Annotated in this window: 14 protein-coding genes and 1 pseudogene; 10 read left to right on the forward strand and 5 right to left on the reverse strand. The window is 69.7% G+C overall.

What is annotated here, in order from left to right; genetic code table 11:
* Positions 1-81: 81 nt before the first annotated feature.
* On the reverse strand, positions 82-258 hold the full coding sequence (locus L0D17_RS09305; protein WP_200883394.1) for a hypothetical protein: 177 nt from the start codon (positions 256-258) through the stop codon (positions 82-84).
* Between the two features lie 44 nt (positions 259-302).
* On the opposite strand from L0D17_RS09305, the pseudogene L0D17_RS09310 reads away from it, so the two are divergent.
* The 8 genes and pseudogenes from L0D17_RS09310 to L0D17_RS09345 form a co-directional block, all read left to right on the forward strand.
* Positions 303-542 (forward strand): annotated as a pseudogene (locus tag L0D17_RS09310) (IS200/IS605 family accessory protein TnpB-related protein); the annotation flags it as partial.
* A gap of 965 nt (positions 543-1,507) precedes the next feature.
* The gene (locus tag L0D17_RS09315; RefSeq protein ID WP_243094890.1) at positions 1,508-3,199 is read left to right on the forward strand and encodes a tetratricopeptide repeat protein; all 1,692 of its coding nucleotides are present in this window, start codon (positions 1,508-1,510) and stop codon (positions 3,197-3,199) included.
* A gap of 163 nt (positions 3,200-3,362) precedes the next feature.
* Complete coding sequence (locus L0D17_RS09320) at positions 3,363-4,643, forward strand: peptidase S8 and S53 subtilisin kexin sedolisin (RefSeq protein ID WP_243094891.1); 1,281 nt, start codon at positions 3,363-3,365, stop codon at positions 4,641-4,643.
* Positions 4,644-4,706: 63 nt separating this feature from the next.
* Positions 4,707-6,017 carry a S8 family peptidase gene (locus L0D17_RS09325; protein ID WP_243094892.1) on the forward strand — a complete coding sequence of 437 codons (1,311 nt, stop codon included), beginning with the start codon at positions 4,707-4,709 and terminating at the stop codon, positions 6,015-6,017.
* A 121-nt stretch (positions 6,018-6,138) separates the two neighbouring features.
* Positions 6,139-7,260: a hypothetical protein gene (locus tag L0D17_RS09330; RefSeq protein WP_243094893.1), complete on the forward strand. Its 1,122-nt coding sequence runs from the start codon at positions 6,139-6,141 to the stop codon at positions 7,258-7,260.
* A gap of 3 nt (positions 7,261-7,263) precedes the next feature.
* Complete coding sequence (locus tag L0D17_RS09335; protein WP_243094894.1) at positions 7,264-8,022, forward strand: LamG-like jellyroll fold domain-containing protein; 759 nt, start codon at positions 7,264-7,266, stop codon at positions 8,020-8,022.
* Positions 8,023-8,031: 9 nt separating this feature from the next.
* Complete coding sequence (locus L0D17_RS09340) at positions 8,032-9,273, forward strand: ArsR family transcriptional regulator (RefSeq protein ID WP_243094895.1); 1,242 nt, start codon at positions 8,032-8,034, stop codon at positions 9,271-9,273.
* Between the two features lie 80 nt (positions 9,274-9,353).
* A complete protein-coding gene (locus tag L0D17_RS09345; protein ID WP_243094896.1) occupies positions 9,354-10,040 on the forward strand; it encodes a gamma-glutamyl-gamma-aminobutyrate hydrolase family protein in 687 nt (228 codons plus the stop codon).
* A gap of 203 nt (positions 10,041-10,243) precedes the next feature.
* Here the strand turns inward: L0D17_RS09345 and dnaE are convergent, their stop codons facing one another.
* From dnaE to L0D17_RS09365, 4 genes are read right to left on the reverse strand one after another with little or no spacing between them, the layout of a single operon-like run.
* Positions 10,244-13,300 carry a DNA polymerase III subunit alpha gene (gene dnaE, locus L0D17_RS09350; protein WP_279231698.1) on the reverse strand — a complete coding sequence of 1,019 codons (3,057 nt, stop codon included), beginning with the start codon at positions 13,298-13,300 and terminating at the stop codon, positions 10,244-10,246.
* Positions 13,273-13,425 carry a hypothetical protein gene (locus tag L0D17_RS13615; protein WP_279231699.1) on the reverse strand — a complete coding sequence of 51 codons (153 nt, stop codon included), beginning with the start codon at positions 13,423-13,425 and terminating at the stop codon, positions 13,273-13,275. Before L0D17_RS13615 ends, dnaE begins: the two co-directional genes overlap by 28 nt.
* Positions 13,373-14,596: a Y-family DNA polymerase gene (locus tag L0D17_RS09360; RefSeq protein WP_243094897.1), complete on the reverse strand. Its 1,224-nt coding sequence runs from the start codon at positions 14,594-14,596 to the stop codon at positions 13,373-13,375. Before L0D17_RS09360 ends, L0D17_RS13615 begins: the two co-directional genes overlap by 53 nt.
* Before the next feature lies 1 nt (position 14,597).
* On the reverse strand, positions 14,598-15,224 hold the full coding sequence (locus L0D17_RS09365) for a LexA family protein (protein ID WP_243094898.1): 627 nt from the start codon (positions 15,222-15,224) through the stop codon (positions 14,598-14,600).
* Positions 15,225-15,296: 72 nt separating this feature from the next.
* Between L0D17_RS09365 and L0D17_RS09370 the strand changes: the two genes are divergently transcribed.
* The gene (locus L0D17_RS09370; RefSeq protein ID WP_243094899.1) at positions 15,297-15,515 is read left to right on the forward strand and encodes an MIP/aquaporin family protein; all 219 of its coding nucleotides are present in this window, start codon (positions 15,297-15,299) and stop codon (positions 15,513-15,515) included.
* A gap of 41 nt (positions 15,516-15,556) precedes the next feature.
* Positions 15,557-15,850: a hypothetical protein gene (locus L0D17_RS09375; RefSeq protein ID WP_243094900.1), complete on the forward strand. Its 294-nt coding sequence runs from the start codon at positions 15,557-15,559 to the stop codon at positions 15,848-15,850.
* The last annotated feature ends 38 nt before the right edge of the window (positions 15,851-15,888 follow it).

The raw sequence follows: 15,888 nt of genomic DNA on the forward strand, positions 1-15,888 counted from the left end.
GGTGGGAGGGGAAGGGGTCTTCCATCAGGTCTTGGACTACGGCTTCGGTTTTCCGGTAGGTGAGCTTGTAGAAGGCGCGGGTCACGCGAAGCGTAGCTTGCCTAGGAGGAGGGCGAGGTAGAGGGCGTGGGAGTAGCGCCAGGGTCTCCCCCTTCGGCCCGTGGGGGTGGGAGGGGCCACCTCCTGGGCGAGGCGGAGGCAGTGGGTGAGGACCTCTTTGGGGCTCGGTTCTCGCCGGGGAAAGCCGCGCTTGCCCATGGCGCTAGGATGTATACCGTAGACGAGGTTTGCAAGGCAAGCCCAGCCTTCGGAGCTCGCCGGGGAGCCAGCGGGGGTCAACCGAGGGAAGGAACTCCCCTGGCGCCAATCCCTGGCGGGTTCTGAGGGTAGGCCTCTTTCTTCCCCTCCTTGGGCGGGAGGTGCCGAGGGACCTCTCTCCCCTAAAGCCCATCCTCCTTGGGGGATCGTGGGAGGGGGGAAAGGTCAGGCCTAGGTCCTCATCCTGGTGGAGGGCCCAAAGCGCTAATGGGCGCTTTGGTTGACCAGGACTGGAACCGGTCCTCCGCTTGGATTCCGCCGCAAAAAAGCCTGGAGCACCCCGGGTAGGCTGGCCCGAGCCTTGGGGGCCAGGCTGCTGCTCGGCACCAGGTACGTCCGGTCCAGCACTTGGACCGAGGGAAAGTGACAGGGCCCCTTGGGAGGAGAGGCCACGCCCTGGACCAGCAAAACGGCCTGGAAGGCAATCGGCTTGACTTGGTCCATGTTTCAAGTCTACCAGCGGGCACCGCGATCCGAAACCGCCCGATGGCGAAGGAAAGCCCTTCTCACCCCCAGGAAGCCGACCGCCCTAACGGTGGCTACAGACCTGCGGGAGGGCCATCCATCCCCCCCGCCAGGACTCGAGCGCAGTCCGGGAGGCAGGGGTAAGGGCAGGCCCCTGCCCCATCCCCGCCCCCCGGTGTCCCGGGCAAAGCGCAGAGGGGGTTGGGGCTTGGTCGGCGGGGCTCCAACGGCGCTCCCGGGCCCCGCAACGAGGAAGCCCCCGTGGAGACCCCAGGGCCCCTTCCCCATGGGCCTGTGGGCAGCGGCCGAGGGCACGGGCTAGCTCCCTCCAAACCACAACCCTCGCACCCCGCCGCGGGGGTAGACCCACTCCCCTCGAGGCCCTCCTCCGCAAACTGTGCCCGCCCCATCGGCACTCAGGCGTTGGGGACTACAGGCTAGCCCACGCCTCCCCCCTTGGGCCAACCGAGGCCTCCCCAGATAGCCCCCGGACCCCCCTTCTCCGGCGCGCCCAAGCAGGCCATGCCCCAGGTGGCCGCCGGAAAGGGTGGGCTTACTCGGGCCTATCCACCGCCCACGCTCCAAGCCGCCTTGCCCGGGCTTGAGTTTAAGGCTGTCCTCTCCCGGAGGTACCGGCGCTATCCCCCTGGCCACGCCGGAACGGCGCGCCTCCCCTTCCCAAGATGGCCTTGCCCCGCTACACTAAGCCCATCCCCACCCGACCATGCTCCGGACACTCGGAACCCTTTCCCTGGAAGGCCCGCAAGCAAGGGGGTTTCGGAAGAAAAAACCTCTCCTCCTGCTGGCCTACTTGGCCTTAGAAGGCCCCCGCTCCCGGCACCACCTGGCGGAACTCTTCTGGCCCGAGGCCAGCGACCCCATGAATAGCCTTTCCGTCGCCCTCACCCAGCTGCGCACCGTTGGAGTGCCGGTGGTGGGCGGGGAGGTGGTCCGGAGCGAGGTCCCCTGCGATGCCCTACACCTTCGGGCCCTTCTGGCGGAGGGGAGGTTGGAGGAAGGCCGAAGCCTCTACCGGGGCAGGTTCCTAGAGGGGGCCGACGACGGACTCCCCGCCGAGTTGGAGGAGTGGGTCTGGCACCAGCGCGAGGCCTTGGCCGAGGCCCTTTGGCGCGCCCACGCCCGCCGGGCGGGCGCCCTTTATGCCCTGGGGCTAGCCGAAGATGCGGACGCCCTCTTGCGGGAGGTGGAGCGCCTGCCAGGGGCGGGCGAACCCCCTGAGGACATGGCCCCCAGTGAGCCCCTGGACCACGAGGCCCAACGGGCCTACTTCGCCATCCAGCTCGTGGGGCTAACCCGAGCCGTGGAGCTCATGGGGCTAAGGGCAGAAGCCCTGGAACGCCTCATGGCCCGGGGCCTCCTGGACGCCCAAGGCCAGCCGACCCTCGAGGCCCCCATGACCCTGGAGGGGCGCAAAGCTGCTTTAGAGCTGGCCCGCAGGCTCCCCCTGAAGGAGGCCGCTCCCCTTTACCAAGCGGCCAGGGGGTGCTGGGAGGCAAGCGACGTCGCCCGGGGGCAGAGGGCCCTTCTGAGCATCGCCCGCGGGCAGGTGGAGGAAGCCCCGCACCAGGCGTTGGCGCTTTTGGCCGAGCTCGCCCCCGAACCGGAAATCCTCTTCCTCCGGGCCCGCGCCTTGGAGCGGCTCGGCCGCTACCGCGAAACCCTTGAGCTTCTTGAGGAGCTTCCCCAAAGTCCCGAACGGAGCGCCCTTCGGGGGAGCGTCCTGCTCCGTCTCGGCCACGTTACGGAGGCCCTAGCGGAGGCCGAGATCGCCTCCCAGGGGGGGTTGTACCCCCAAGCGGAGGCCTTGAACCTCCAGGGCATGGCCCTTCTGGCCCAAGGCCGCTTCCGAGAGGCGGCGGAGGCCTTCAGTCGGGCAGCGGTTCGGTTCTTGATGGCAGGAGAGGAGGTGAGGCACCTGGGGGCCCTGGGCAACCGAGCCGTGGCCTTGGCAGAGCTGGGGGAAGGGGAGGGAGCCTTCGCTGAGGTCCTCGAGGCCGTGGGGGACCGGGCCTGGCTTCGGGCCCGGATCTACCTCAACCTGGGGGTGCTTAAGGAGCGCCAAGGGAAAACCGCCGAAGCCGAGCGGCTCTATAGGGAGTCCCTGGCCCTGGCCCAGGGCAACCTGGAGGCCATGGGAAGAGCCTGGAACAACCTGGGAGCGCTTTACCATCGCCAGGGTCGGGCTGAGGAGGCCCGCGCCGCCTACCATGAGGCCCTACGTCTGGCCCAGGCGAGCCAGGAATGGGTGCTCACGGCGGCGGTGCTCGCTAACCTGGCGGAACTCACCGGGGAACGGGCCAACCTGGAGGAGGCCATCGCCCTCTTGGAGGAAGCCCGCTACACGGAACTGGCGGAGCGGTACCGGAACCGGCTTTCCTCGTTTTCGGGCCAATAGACCAACGGGGTGAACCGTGCTTAGCGAAAGGAAGAACAAGCGCAGAGAAATGTTGGGGCCCAGCGTTCAGACCGCGTTAAGACCCCTCGTGCTAGGGTCCTAGCAACTGCGGCGGAGCCCCTTTCTAAAGGCATTCGCCGTGGCCCACTTTGAGGAGGCAAGAATGCGAAACCCCAAGGCGATGTTCGCGGTAAGCCTGGTCCTGTTCCTCGCCGCATGCGGGGGGGGCACGCCCCCACCCCCCAGTAGCATCACCCTCACCGTGGTGGATGCCCAAAACGTCGGCTATGCGGCAGCGTATCAGCTGGGCAGCGGGCCCTGGGGGGCCTTAACCACCAGCACCTCGGGCACCCAAACCTACACCTTCCCCCTGAGCGGCAACTCCCTCTACGGCGTGGCCGTGCGTTGCAATCCACTGGTGCCGGGAATGGCCACAGAAGTCCACGTCATTCAGGCGGCGGTCTCGGAACTCGGCAATCCCAAGATCACCTGTAGCGGTGCGAGCCCGAGCACGGTGAACTACACCTTAAACGTGGACGTCTCCGCCGTACCGGGGATCGCTTCGGGTGACAGCGTGGTGGTGAGCGGGAAGGGCTTTAGCGCCGGAGGCACCGTTTTCAGCCCTTCCACACCGGTTGCCGTCGTCCTGAGCGCCCCGGCGGGGACCCAAGACCTCCTGGTCACGGTGAGCGCTGCAGGCAACCCCACGAACTATAGGGTAGCCAAGGTGTTACGAAGCGTAAGCGTGAGCAGTGGAGGCTCAAGCTCCGTCGTCCTCGCAGCCGCCGATACCCTGGCCCCATCCTCCCTCACCGTCATCCTACCCCCAGGCTTCACCCCCACCTTTGGCACGGCATCCGTCGCCTACCTTAGCCAGGACAACCAAGGCCTGGGCCGGGTGGGTTTCGCCAGCGGTACGGCGGCCACCAACGTTCCCTACCGCCCAGTGAGCGGATTTGGGGCGGGGGACCGCTACGTGGCCCAGGCGGTGGCGGGCGCAGGCCACCACGTCCTTGAGGCTTACAAGGGTAGCGGCGGAGGTAATATCCCCCTGGCCCTGCCCAGCCCCTGGCCCACGGGCAGCCTCAGCCTAAGCGGGCCACCCCACCCAACGGTGAGCGGACTTAGCTACAGCGGGACCAACCTGAGGGCCTACCAGTTGGCGCTGGAGGACTCCACCCTCATTTACCAGGCCACCTTGGGGAAGGGCTGGTTGGGCACGGTTAGCACCTACAGCTTCCCCAATCTTTCCGGTATCCTCGGCTACACGCCCTTCGCCTCCGGGAGCACCGTGCAGGCTTCGGTAAGCGCCTTGCTTTCCGCAAGCCCTCTCCTGCAGCTGGATAGCACCGACCCCAGCGCCTTCAGCGCCGCCACGGACATCCGCCAGGCCATCGCCACCGGAAGCTACACCGTGGGCGGTTCGGGCGTGAGTCTGCCCTAGCCATGCCCGCTTGGCTCCTAGACCTGAGCGGCTGCAGCGTGCCTTGCACGCAGGAGACATGCCATGCCTGGACGTATCTGGTTGCTCTTGTTCCTGCTCTGGGCCTGTGGGCCTGTGAACCCCAGCCTGGACCTTTCGCCCAAACGGGCCGCCCTTGGGGAAGAGGTGGTGGCGCAACTCTCGGGCCTGGACCCCACGGCCGCACAGGTGCTCGTAGGGGGCGTTCCGGCCACGGTGACGGCCCGTGAGGGCCGCACCCTGCGGTTCCGGGTGCCCCAGGTGCCGGGCGGTCCCCAGGTGGTGCGGGTGGTGGCGGGGGGGCGGGAGGCGCAAGCCCTCCTGGGGGTGCTGGGCCAGGTGGACCGGAGCCGGGTTCTCCTGCGCCTCCCCATCGGCCGCACGCCTACGCTTCCCACGGGCTTTTCCCTCCTGCGCCGGGATGACCTTCAGGCCTGCGGCTTCGCCCTGGCCGAGCTCGGCTACAGCGGGGAGGCCCTGGGCAAGGCCCTGGAAGAGCTGGAAGCCCTGGACCCCAGCTACAAGGCGGACCCGGAAAGCCTGTGGAGCCTTTCCGGGGTTTCGGGCGGGGAAGCGGTGGGGGCCTACCTGGCCCAGCAACGGGGCCACCGGGGCCAGGGGGTGCGGGTGGCCGTGCTGGACACAGGGGTGGACGCGGCCATCCCGCAGCTCCCCGGCTACGATTTCGTGGACGAGGACACCACCCCCCAGGATGCCTTCCCCGGTGGCCACGGCACCGGCGCCGCCGGGCTGGTGTTGGAGGTGGCCCCAGGGGCGCAGATCGTTCCCGTGCGCGTCTGCGATGGAAATGGGGTCTGCCGGGCCAGCCGGGTGGTGCGGGGGGTGTGCTGGGTGGTGGCAAACCACCAGGGGCCCACGGTCTTGAACCTCAGCCTGGGCGGTGACACCCCGGTGGAGGCCTTAAAGCTGGCGCTCCAGGCCGCCTTGGGCCAGGGCATACCGGTGGCCGCCGCCGCAGGAAACCAGGGCAACCAGGGAAGCCCCGCCCACTATCCAGCAGCCTACGATCTTCCGGGGCTGGTGGCGGTGGGGGCCCTCGAGGCCACGCAAGGGAGCTGGGCCCCCGCTCCCTACAGCACCCGGGGCCCCTACGTGGACCTGGCCGCACCGGGAACCGACCTAAACTGCACCCAGCCTGGAGGGACCATGGGCACCTGCACTGGCACCTCCTTTGCCACCCCGCTGGTGGCCGGGGCCATGGCCCTTTGGCTTGGGGCCCAGCCCACCCTCCCCCCTGCCCAGCTTCAGGCGCAGTTGGAACAGTACGCCACGCCCCTGCCTTTTCCTCCCCAAGAGGTTGGTAAAGGAATGCTGGACCTGTCTGTAAAGCCGTGAGGGCCTTCGCGACCCCGCCTTCCCTTGCCTTACGCCGCCCCTTCAGGGGCCGTTAAGGCCCCGTTCAGACCCCCCGTTCTACCCTTGCGCCTGAGGCCACACGCCTCAAAGGAGGATAAAGGTGAAAAAAGCGTTCCTTCTGGCAAGCCTGAGCCCTTTGCTGGGGCTGCTCGCCGCCTGCGGGGGGCAGGGCGGTCCCGCCCCCCTGGAGGCGATGCCCCAAGCCGAAGATGGCCTCAGGGCGGCGGCCCTGCCCTTGGCTGAGGAAGCGGAGCGCCTCTTTGGCGACCTCGTGCCCGCCCGCCTAGCTCCTCAAGCGGAATCCCCTCGCTCCCTCACCCTGATCCAGGACAGCGATGGGATCACGCTGGTGGCCTCCCACAGCCTGTGGCAGCCCCCCCAGGACCCAAGCGTCCTGGGCGACCGTCCCCTGGCCGTGGTCATTCGCTGCACCAGCGACGGGAGGCGTTGCGCCGGATATCAAGGCAACCTCGGGGGCGCCGAGCAAGAGGGGTACCGGATGACCTGGTATGGGGGCAAAGACCAAACCGGGGTTCGGCTCACGCAAGGCGTTACCGCCGGCCTGGATTGGGGAGGCCTTTGCCCGCCAGGCAAACCCCTCTTCAGCTGGAAAAAGTGGGGGATGTACTACGTGTTTGACGGGTGCCTGTACTTCAACCCCACCCGCGTCGCCCACCTCAACGCGCCCTTCCCCTCCGACCTGCCGGGGCAGGACCTGAGCGGCACCCTTGACACCACCCCCTTCACCGAGCGCCTGCGCCAGGCTTGCTGCGGTTCGCCCAAGCCCTTTGACGTGGAATGGCCCCCCGCCATCCTGCTCCGGGAGGACGTGGCCGTGGCCTTCGCGCCCTACCAAAACCCCAAGCTCCGGCAAGCCCGCTCCCTGGAAGAGCTGGTCGGGGAGCCCCTGGGCATCGCCTACTGGCGCCAAGCGGCTGGCGGGGCAACATTGACCAAGGCCGACGCCCCGCGGCTCCTGGAGGTCAAGTTCACCCGCGAGGACCCCGATTGGGTTCTGGTGGCCACGGACCTCAGGGATTCGAGCCAAACCCTCAAGTTCAGGGTCGGCGAGGCGACCTGGACGCCCATCGAGTGCCCCCCCTGCCAAACCCTTCTCCTCCACCTCGGCGTGGAGGACCGCCCCCAGCTCCCCCCGGTACTCCACCTGCAGGTGGGCCCCTTGGAGCTTAGGGGGATAGAAAAGAAGGACATTCGGAGGTAAAGGATGAACCGGTATCTCACACTCCTTCCCTTGGCCCTCCTCCTCTTCGCCTGCAGCGGTCCCACGGCCAGCTGCACCACCCCCATCTGCCTCAAGGCCCACTGGCCTCTGAATGAGTCCCCCGGGGCAACCTCGGTACAGGACGTGGTGGCCAATCCCATCTTCAACCAGGGCACGCCCAAGCCCGGGGCCGTGGTGGCCTGGCCGGGGTTCAGCGGCCCCACGCAGGTTTCCGGGCAGACCGCGGGGGCCCTGTACTTCCCCGGGAATGGGAGCACCTGGGTGGAAGTCCCTTCCACCCCCGACCTCAACCTCTCTTACGGGAGCCTCTACCTCGAGGCCTATGTGGCCCCGGTCCAGTGCGGAGCGGGCTCGTATTACCCGATTTTGGACAAATGGGACACCTCTAGCCAGGATGGATATACCCTCTACCTGGAAGGGGTAGCTGCAGGGCAGGCAAGGATCGCCTTCCGCTTGGGCAACCAAACGTTTTTCTCCAGCCAAACCCTCCCCGCCAACTTTACCCCCCCTTCCGGCGGCACCTGGACCCAAGTGGCGGTCAAGGTGGATGGGACCAGTGGCACTTTCTACGTGAACGGTGCCCCCGCAGGGACCTTCACCGCCCCAGGTGGGGCCACCAGCAACGCGCTACCCCTGTGGTTAGGCGCCCTGCACACCCCACCCGCTGGGTTTTTCCACTGTGAAGTAGGCCTGGACGAGGTAAAGGTGGGTTACGTGAACCCCATTTTTAGTGGCCAATAGGAGGTCAGGATGAAGCGCTTTCGGCTCCTGGCACCCCTCGTTCTCCTCACCGCTTGCGGCGGGGGCGGTCCCCAACCCCTCAACGTGACCCTGGTGGACGGAATAGGAGAACCCCTCCAGCCCCTGGCGGCCGCCTGGCGGGTGGGCCCCCCACCCTCGAGCGGCTCCCTTCCCTGGAACGCCCTCCCCGTAGCCCAATCCAGTTGGAGCCTTCCCCTACTCCCCTCCGCCCGCTTCCAAATCGCCTTCCGCTGCCCCGATGTGGGTGGAACCCAGTTCTACGTGAGCCTAGACCTCATGCGCAACGAGCTTGGCAACAACCTCTTGGTGCGTTGCCCGAGCGCTTATGCCAACGCCACGGCCAACGTGAGTGGAGCGTTTACGCCTGCCCTCACCACCGGAATGGCCTTCTCCGCCAGGGGACAGGTGAGCGCAAACTCCACCAGCTTCAGCGGTCTTTCCGTTCCCCTGGGGCCTGGTAGGGAGGTGGCCGTGCTGGGCCAAGACAGTACCGGTACGCTGTACTTTGGCCGGCTGGCCTCCCTGAACATTACCGGCCCCACCACCGTGGGCCCCCTTTCCCTAACGCCCACGAGCACCTTGAGCACCACCACCCCTCCTGGCTTCTTCTCCTATGCAGGCTTGGTCTTGGCCAGCTATGTCCCTCTGGACCTCGCCTCCTGGACCGGAGGCACCCAGAGCGTTCCCCGTCCCTCCCCCGTCGTGGCCGGCGATCTTTTCCAGTTTTGGACCTGCCACGGTTTTAGCTGCGCCCTCCAGCGCAAGGATGCCAATGACCCCGCGGTGGCCCCTTCCGCCTCCTTGAGCCTCTCCGTGCCTCCCTTGAGCCTCTCGGGCAACGAGAGCCACACCTCAAGCACCCTCCCTACCTTTAGCAACCTAACCTCAGGAGGCTTTAGCCCTGGCCTCGGCTTCCTTGGCTACGCCCTCTTCCTAGGGGAGCCGGGAATCCGCTATTGGCGCCACTTCGTAAGCCCAGGAGCCCTGGGAAGCTCCAGCAGTTACCACGTGGACGTGGAGACCGCCCCCGGGATGGCCGGGGTGGTTCCAAGCCCCGGAAGCGCGGTCCAGTTCAGGGCCACCGCCTTCGCCGGGGACCAACCCCTAAGCGCCCTCCTCGCGGCCAGACCCATCCCCGGAGAAACCTTCCCCGGCCACACCCTTTTTCTGGATCGGATGTGGCCGGTGCAGCTGGAAACGGCCCTGCTCCAAACCACCCTGACCTGGTAGCCTGGGCCCATACCCCGCCCAGCCCAAGGCGGGGCAACGGCGCCCCCCTTGGGCTTAGCCTGGGGCGTTAATCTAGGCCCATGCGCCTCATCGGTGTGGCCACCCAGTACCGGCAGACGGAGGGCCTCATGGCTTACAGATTCGTCGGCGTCCTGGAACCGTACCTCCAGGCCCTCGCCCACCACGGCCTGGCCCACGTCCTCCTGCCCCCCCAGGCCCCCGAGGCCTTGGAGCGCATCCTCCCCCACCTGGACGGCCTCCTCCTCCCCGGGGGCGGGGACGTGGACCCCAGGCATTACGGGGAAACGCCCCACCCTAAGCTGGGGGAGGTGAGCCCGGAGCGGGACAACCACGAGCTTTTCCTGGCGCGTTACGCCCTAGAGAAGGGCCTCCCCACCTTGGGGGTGTGCCGGGGCGTGCAGGTGATGAACGTGGCCTTGGGGGGGAGCCTCTATCAGGACCTCCCGGCCCAGGGTTTCACCAAGGTGGACCACTACCAGAAAAGCCCCCCACCCGCCCTTGCCCACAGCGTGCGCCAAGTGGCGGAAAGCCCCCTCTCCCGCCTCTTCCCCGAGGCGTTTCCGGTGAACTCTTACCACCACCAAGGGATCAAGGTCTTGGGGAGAGGCCTGAAGCCCATCGCCGTGGCCCCCGACGGCCTGGTGGAGGCGGTGATCCTGGAAGGCCATCCCCTTTTCTTAGGGGTACAGTGGCACCCCGAACTCTTGCGGGAACACTGGGCGCTCTTTACCCTCCTTCGCGGGTGAGGCGTCCCTTCGTGCGCGGCCTTCCTCCACATCCCACTCCGCCGTAGCGACCAGGCCCCGAGGGCGGAAACCAGGGTGAACCCGGGCCGCAAGCCTGGGTTTTGCGGGATAGGGGCGGCATCGGGAGGCCTTACGCCTCGCCGCGGCAGGCCAAGACCGGGGATGCGGGCTAGGGCTTGTGCCCACACCTTAGCCTACCCCTCTCAGGTCGGCCAGGCGGCGAGGATCCCGTTAAGGGCCCACGCCTCCCGCACCCGGAAGCCCTCCCCTTCCCGCTCCCCCTCCAGCAGGAGGGCCCAGGCGTCCCGGAAGACCTGGTAGCGCCGCGCCCAGACCTCCGGGGGGATGACCGCTTGCAGGCGGTGGGGACCGTCCTCCAGGACGAGGAAAGCGTAGCCCCGGGCGGTGGGGGGCTTCTGCTTCGCCACCACCAGCCCGGCGGTGAGGGCGGGCCCGGGGCGGAGAAGGGGGATGGGGGTGGCCCCGAGCTCCTCCAGCCGGCCCCGCAGGAGGTCCATGGGGTGGAGGGGAAGCTCGGAGAGCCCCTTGGCCTGAAGGTCCAAGGCCAGCCGCTCCCCCAGGCCCAAGGAGGGCAAGGGGGGAGGGGCTACCTCCTCCGCCAACAGGGCCCCCCCGGGAGGAAGCTCCGCGCGGAAGAGGGCCTCCCGCCTGGGGTGGAGGGCGTCAAAGGCCCCCGCCCGGGCCAAGGCCAGGAGGAGGTCCTGGGGCGGGTCCAGGCGGGCGCGGAAGTCCTCCAGGGAGCGGAAAGGCCCCCGAAGCCGCTCCCGCAAAATAGCCCGGGCCGCCTCCTCCGACACCCCTTTGGCGGCGGTGAGGGGCGGGCGCAGGGCCTTCACCCCGCCTTGGACCTCCACCCGGTAGTGGAGGCCGGAGCGGTTGACGCAGAGGGGCAGAACGGGCACCCCGAGCCGCCTGGCCTCCTGGCGTAAGGTGGAGGGGGGCCACATGCCGGGAGCCTCGGAGAGGAGGCCCGCCAGGAACTCCGCCGGGTAGTGGGCCTTGAGCCACAAGGAGGCGTAGGCGTGGCGGGCGAAGGCCAGGGCATGGCTCTCCGTGAAGCCGTAGCCCCGGAAGCCCTCCACCATGCGCCATAGGGCCTCCGCCTCCTCCCCCACCAGGCCCAAGGTAGCCCTTAGACCCTCGAGGAAGCGCTCCCGCAAAGGGGCCAGGTCCTCCTCGTCCCTGGCCTTGGCCACGGCCTTGCGGAAGGCCTCCGCCTCGGCCCAGTCCATCCCCGCCCCGCGGTGGAGGAGCCGAAGGAGCTGCTCCTGGAAGAGGAGAACCCCATGGGTCTTGGCCAGGATGGGCTCCAGGGCGGGGGGCAAGGGGGGCCTGGCCTCCCGCCCCAGGTGCCGGGCCAGGTAGGGGCGCACCGTGCCTGACTGGATGGGCCCGGGGCGCACCAGGGCGATCTGGTGGGCCAGGTCCTCCAGGTTTCGGGGGCGGAGCCTGCGGCTCATGGCGGTTTGGGCTGGGCTTTCCAGCTGGAAAATCCCCAGGGTTTCCCCCCGCCACAGGGGGCGGTACACGGCTTCCTCCTGGGGCAGGCGGTCCAGGTCCAGCCAGATCCCCTCCAGGCGGAACACCTCCTCCCGGGCCCGCTCCAGGGCGGAGAGCATGCGGAGGCCTAGGAGGTCCAGCTTCACCAGGCCCAGGGCCTCGAGGTCGTCCTTGTCCAGGGTGAGCATCCGCACCCCTCCGGCGCTTCGCACCACGGGGGCGTAGCGGGTCAGGGGCCCCGGGGCCACCACCACCCCGCCCACGTGGGGGGTGAGGTGGCGCACCTGCCCCTTCTCCATGCGGGCGAGGAGGGAGAGGAGGAGGCCTTTCACCGGGGCCTCCCCCAGGACCTCCCGGAAAAGGGGCTCCGCCTCCCCCGCCCGGTGGGGGGGCAGGTGGCGGAAGTCCCGGCCCAGGGCCCGGGTGAGGCGGTTCCTTAAGGGCGCGGGAAGCCCCAGGGCCCGGCCCAGGTCCTGCACCGCCAGGGGCAGGCGGTAGGTCACGTAGGCGGCGGCCATGGCCTCCTGCGCCCCGTAGACCTCCTCCAGGTGGCGGATCACCTCGTCCCGGCGGCGGCTCGCCAGGTCCAGGTCTATGTCGGGCAGGGCCTTCATCCCCCCGTGCAGGAAGCGCTCAAAGAGCAGGCCCTCCGCCACCGGGTCCACGGGGGTGAGGTCCAAGAGGTGGGCGAGGAGGCTTCCCACGGCGCTCCCCCGGGCGGAAACCAGGATCCCCCGCCCCCGGGCCCAGGCGGCCACCCCGTGGGCCAGGAGGAAGAAGCCCGCCAGGCCCAAGGCCTCCACCGTGGCCAGCTCCTCCTGAAGGCGAGCCCGGTAGCCGGGCCGCCCCGGGTAGCGCCGCTCCAGGGCCTCCCAGGCCAGGCGGGCGAGGCGGGCCATGGGGGTCTCCCCGGGGGGCAAGGGAACGGGGGGGTCCAGGCTCCTTTCGGGCAGGAGGGGGAAGGCCAGGGAGGCGGCCAGGGCCTTGGCGTTGGCCCAGGCCTCGGGGAAGGGAAGGCGGTCCCAGGCTTCCCGGAGGGAGGGGAGCGCCAGGGCCTCGTTCCGGGGCCGCTCCGGGTGGGGCTCCTCCACGGTGATCCCCAGGCGGGCGCAGGTGAGGGCGTCCAGAAGAGGGTACAGGTCGGGGGTGGCCTGGCGCACCTCCAAGGCGGCCACGTAGGGCAGGCCCCGGTCCTGGGCCAGGGCGCGGAGGACCCGGGCCCGGCGGTCGTCCCCGGGGAGGCGGGCGTGGTAGAGGGAGAGGAAGAGGCGGTCGCGGAAGGCGGCCTCGAGGGCCCGGAGGAGGCGGTCCAAGGCCTCGAGGCGCCGCTCGGCCAGGAGGCGGCTGGGAAAGCCCTCTCGTCCCCCGGTGAGGAGGACCAGGTCCTCGTTCTCCGCCAGGAGGGCCTCCAGGGGCAGGCTTCCCCCTTCCAGAATCTGGGTCAGGTGGGCGGAAAGCCGGGCGTACCCCTCCCGGCTCGCCGCCAGGAGGAGGACGGGGAAGGTGCCCTCGGGGGTCTTTAGGGGAAGCCCCGCCCCCAGGAGGGGGACGACCCCCAGGGCCTGGGCCCGGCGGTGGAGGCGCACCGCCCCGGAGAGGGAGCGCCAGTCCGTGAGGGCCAGGTGGGTGTGGCCCAGGGCCCCGGCCACCTCCAAAAGCCGCTCCGGCGAGGAAACCCCCCGGCCGAAGTAGGATTCCGTCCAGAGCAGGGCTAGTCCAGGACCCGGCTCAGGACCCATGCCTCCCCCTCCCGGTAGACCTCCAGCACGAGCCCTCCCTCCACCTCCACCAGGAAGTAGTCCCGCCCCGGCTCAAGGCGCCACCAGCGGCCCCCGGCCCGCCAGCGGTCCAAAAGGCGCACCACCCGCCGCCTCCCCCGGTAGACCACCCACCGGGGCCGGCCCATCTGCGCCTCCACCTCCAAGGGTTGCAGGCAAAGCCGCATCCTCCACCTCCCAAGCCCGGTAGCGGAAGCCCCACTCCGGGGCCAGGGCCTCCCGGTCCACCACCTCCACCCGCCAGAAGAGGCCGGGGTGGCGGGCTAGGGCCTCGGCCAGCCCCCGCCCCTGCCCCGGGAAAAGCCCCTCCTGCCAGGCGGGGCGGTGGAGGCCCGAGGCCACCGCCCGCACCGCCTCCAGGGGCATCCCCAAGGCGCCGCTTCTTCGGAAGGCCAGCTCCAGGGCCAGCCGGAGTTCCCCCTCGGCGCGCAAGGGGCCCTTGGCCAGGTGCTCTCCTTGGAAGGAAAGCCCTTCCGCCACCGCCTCCACCCTCACCCAAGAGGCGGCCCGCCCCGCCAGGCCCTGGGAGAGCCGCCGGGCCAGGTGGGCGAAGAGGCCGGGCCCCGCCTCCGCCTCCCAGGCCCACGCTTCCACCGCCTCCTCTTCCCGGAACCGGGCCACCCCCTTGCGCCAGGGGCCGAAGAGGTAAGGGAGGAGGCGCCGCCCCTCGGGCAGGTAGGCGGCGATCTGGAGGGGCGTCCAGGCGAGGAGCTCCCCCACCCGCTTCAGGCCCAGGAGGCGGAGCTTCTCCAGGCCCTCGAGGGTGAGCCCCACCCCCCGGAGGAGGTAAAGGGGAAGCCGCTCCAGAAAAGCCCGCTCCTCGTTCTCCCCCACCCCCCGGGCCTCCCCCTCCCGGGCAGCCCAGGCCGCCAGAAGTGCCACCTCCCGCCAGTTGGCCACCCCCACGCGCACCCCGTGCCCCGCCGCCAGAAGCCGGGCCTCGGGGAGGGATAGGCCCAGGAGTACCACCCCCTCGCCCAAGGGCTCCACCCACGGGGTGAGGCGGTGGAGTTCTTCCAGCAGGGCCCGCCAGGCGGAGGCGGCGTGGGCGGGGTAAGGGAGCAGAACGAGGGAGGCCGCCCGCATCCGCGCCACCTCCACCCCCATCCCTTCCCGCACCCCGAGCCTGCGGGCCCGGGGGCAGAGGGCCACCACCCGGCCCGAGCGGTGGACGGCCAGGGGCAGGCCCCGGAGCTCGGGGTGTTCCCGCGCCAAGAGCCAGACGGGCCAGGGGCGAAAAAGGGCCGCCGCCACCACGCTAAAGCCTCCGCAGGATGGCCAAGGCCTCCAGCGCCTCCCGCCCCCGGAGGAGGAAGCGGAAGACCCCCTGCACCTCCACCTCCCGGGCGGGGAGGCGCACCGTGGGGTAGGCGGGGTTATGGGGCTTGAGCACCACCTCTTCCCCTTCCAAATAGACGTACTTCAGGGTGGTGCGCCCCTCGTGGAACACCGCCGCCACCTCGCCCCGCCGGGGCTTCGGCCCCCGCTCCACCACCACCACGTCCCCTTCCAGGAGGTACTCCGCCATGCTGTCCCCCTCCACCACCAAGGCGAAGAGGCCAGGCCTACCGGGGAGGGCTAAAAGCCCCTCCACCTCCTCCCAGGCCTCCTCCAAGGGCCCGGCGGGGATGCGGCCCACCAGGGGGATGGCGGTCCCCGCCAGGAGGAGGCCCTCGGGGGTGAGTTCCAGGTGGGTGGGGCGGCCGTGGCCCCCGGGGTAGAGGCGCAGGAGGCCTTTTTTCTGCAGGGCCTCGAGGTGCTGCCGGAGGGTCTGGGGCCGAAGGCCAAGGAGCCGGGTCAGGTCGTGGGCCGTGGGGGAGAAGCCTTCCCGGAGCCTCTCGGCCACCGCCTTCAGGACCCTGCGCTGTCCGGGGGGGAGCTTCATTATGCCTGTTATATAACAGGCATACTGGGGCGTCAAGCCCAAGGGACAAAGCCTGGTATCACGAAGTTCACCATGACCCCAAGGTGGGAGCGCCCCTTCCTCGGGGAAACCCCGGGCACCCCCCTCCCCATCCTCCCCACCGTGGGAAGCGCCGCCAACGGCGCCCTCGAGCCCCGCTTGGCCCCAGGGGCCTACGGCCACGACGCCATCGCCTTGGGCTCGGGGCTTGCTCTGCTGGTGGGGGTCCTGGTGAGCCGCCCCCTCCCCGGGTCCCAGCTGAACCCCCCATGACCCTGGCCTTCGCCTTGGGGGGCCTCTTCTCCTAACAGCTCGTGCCCCTCTACCTCCTGGCCCGGTTCCAGGGGGCTATGGGGGCCTACCTGGCCTACCGGGAAGGCCTGGTTCAAAACGTCTTCAGTACCGGGCCAGGCTTCCCCCGCACCGCCCCCGAGGCCCTCTACGGCTGGACAGGGCTGGCGGTGGCGGAGGCCTTGGGCACCTTCCCCCTCATGGCGGTGATCCTCTTCGCCGGCAAGGACGGGGGGATCGTCGCCCTGTGGCTCGCCCTCACCGTGGCCGCCGTGGCCTACGGGCTCAGCTCGGGGGGCCCGGGGGGTTCGCCCTGAACCCGGTGCGGGACTTCTCCCCTAAGCTCCTCGGCGTG

Origin of the sequence: Thermus thalpophilus (assembly GCF_022760915.1) — a bacterium.
Lineage (GTDB): Bacteria > Deinococcota > Deinococci > Deinococcales > Thermaceae > Thermus > Thermus thalpophilus.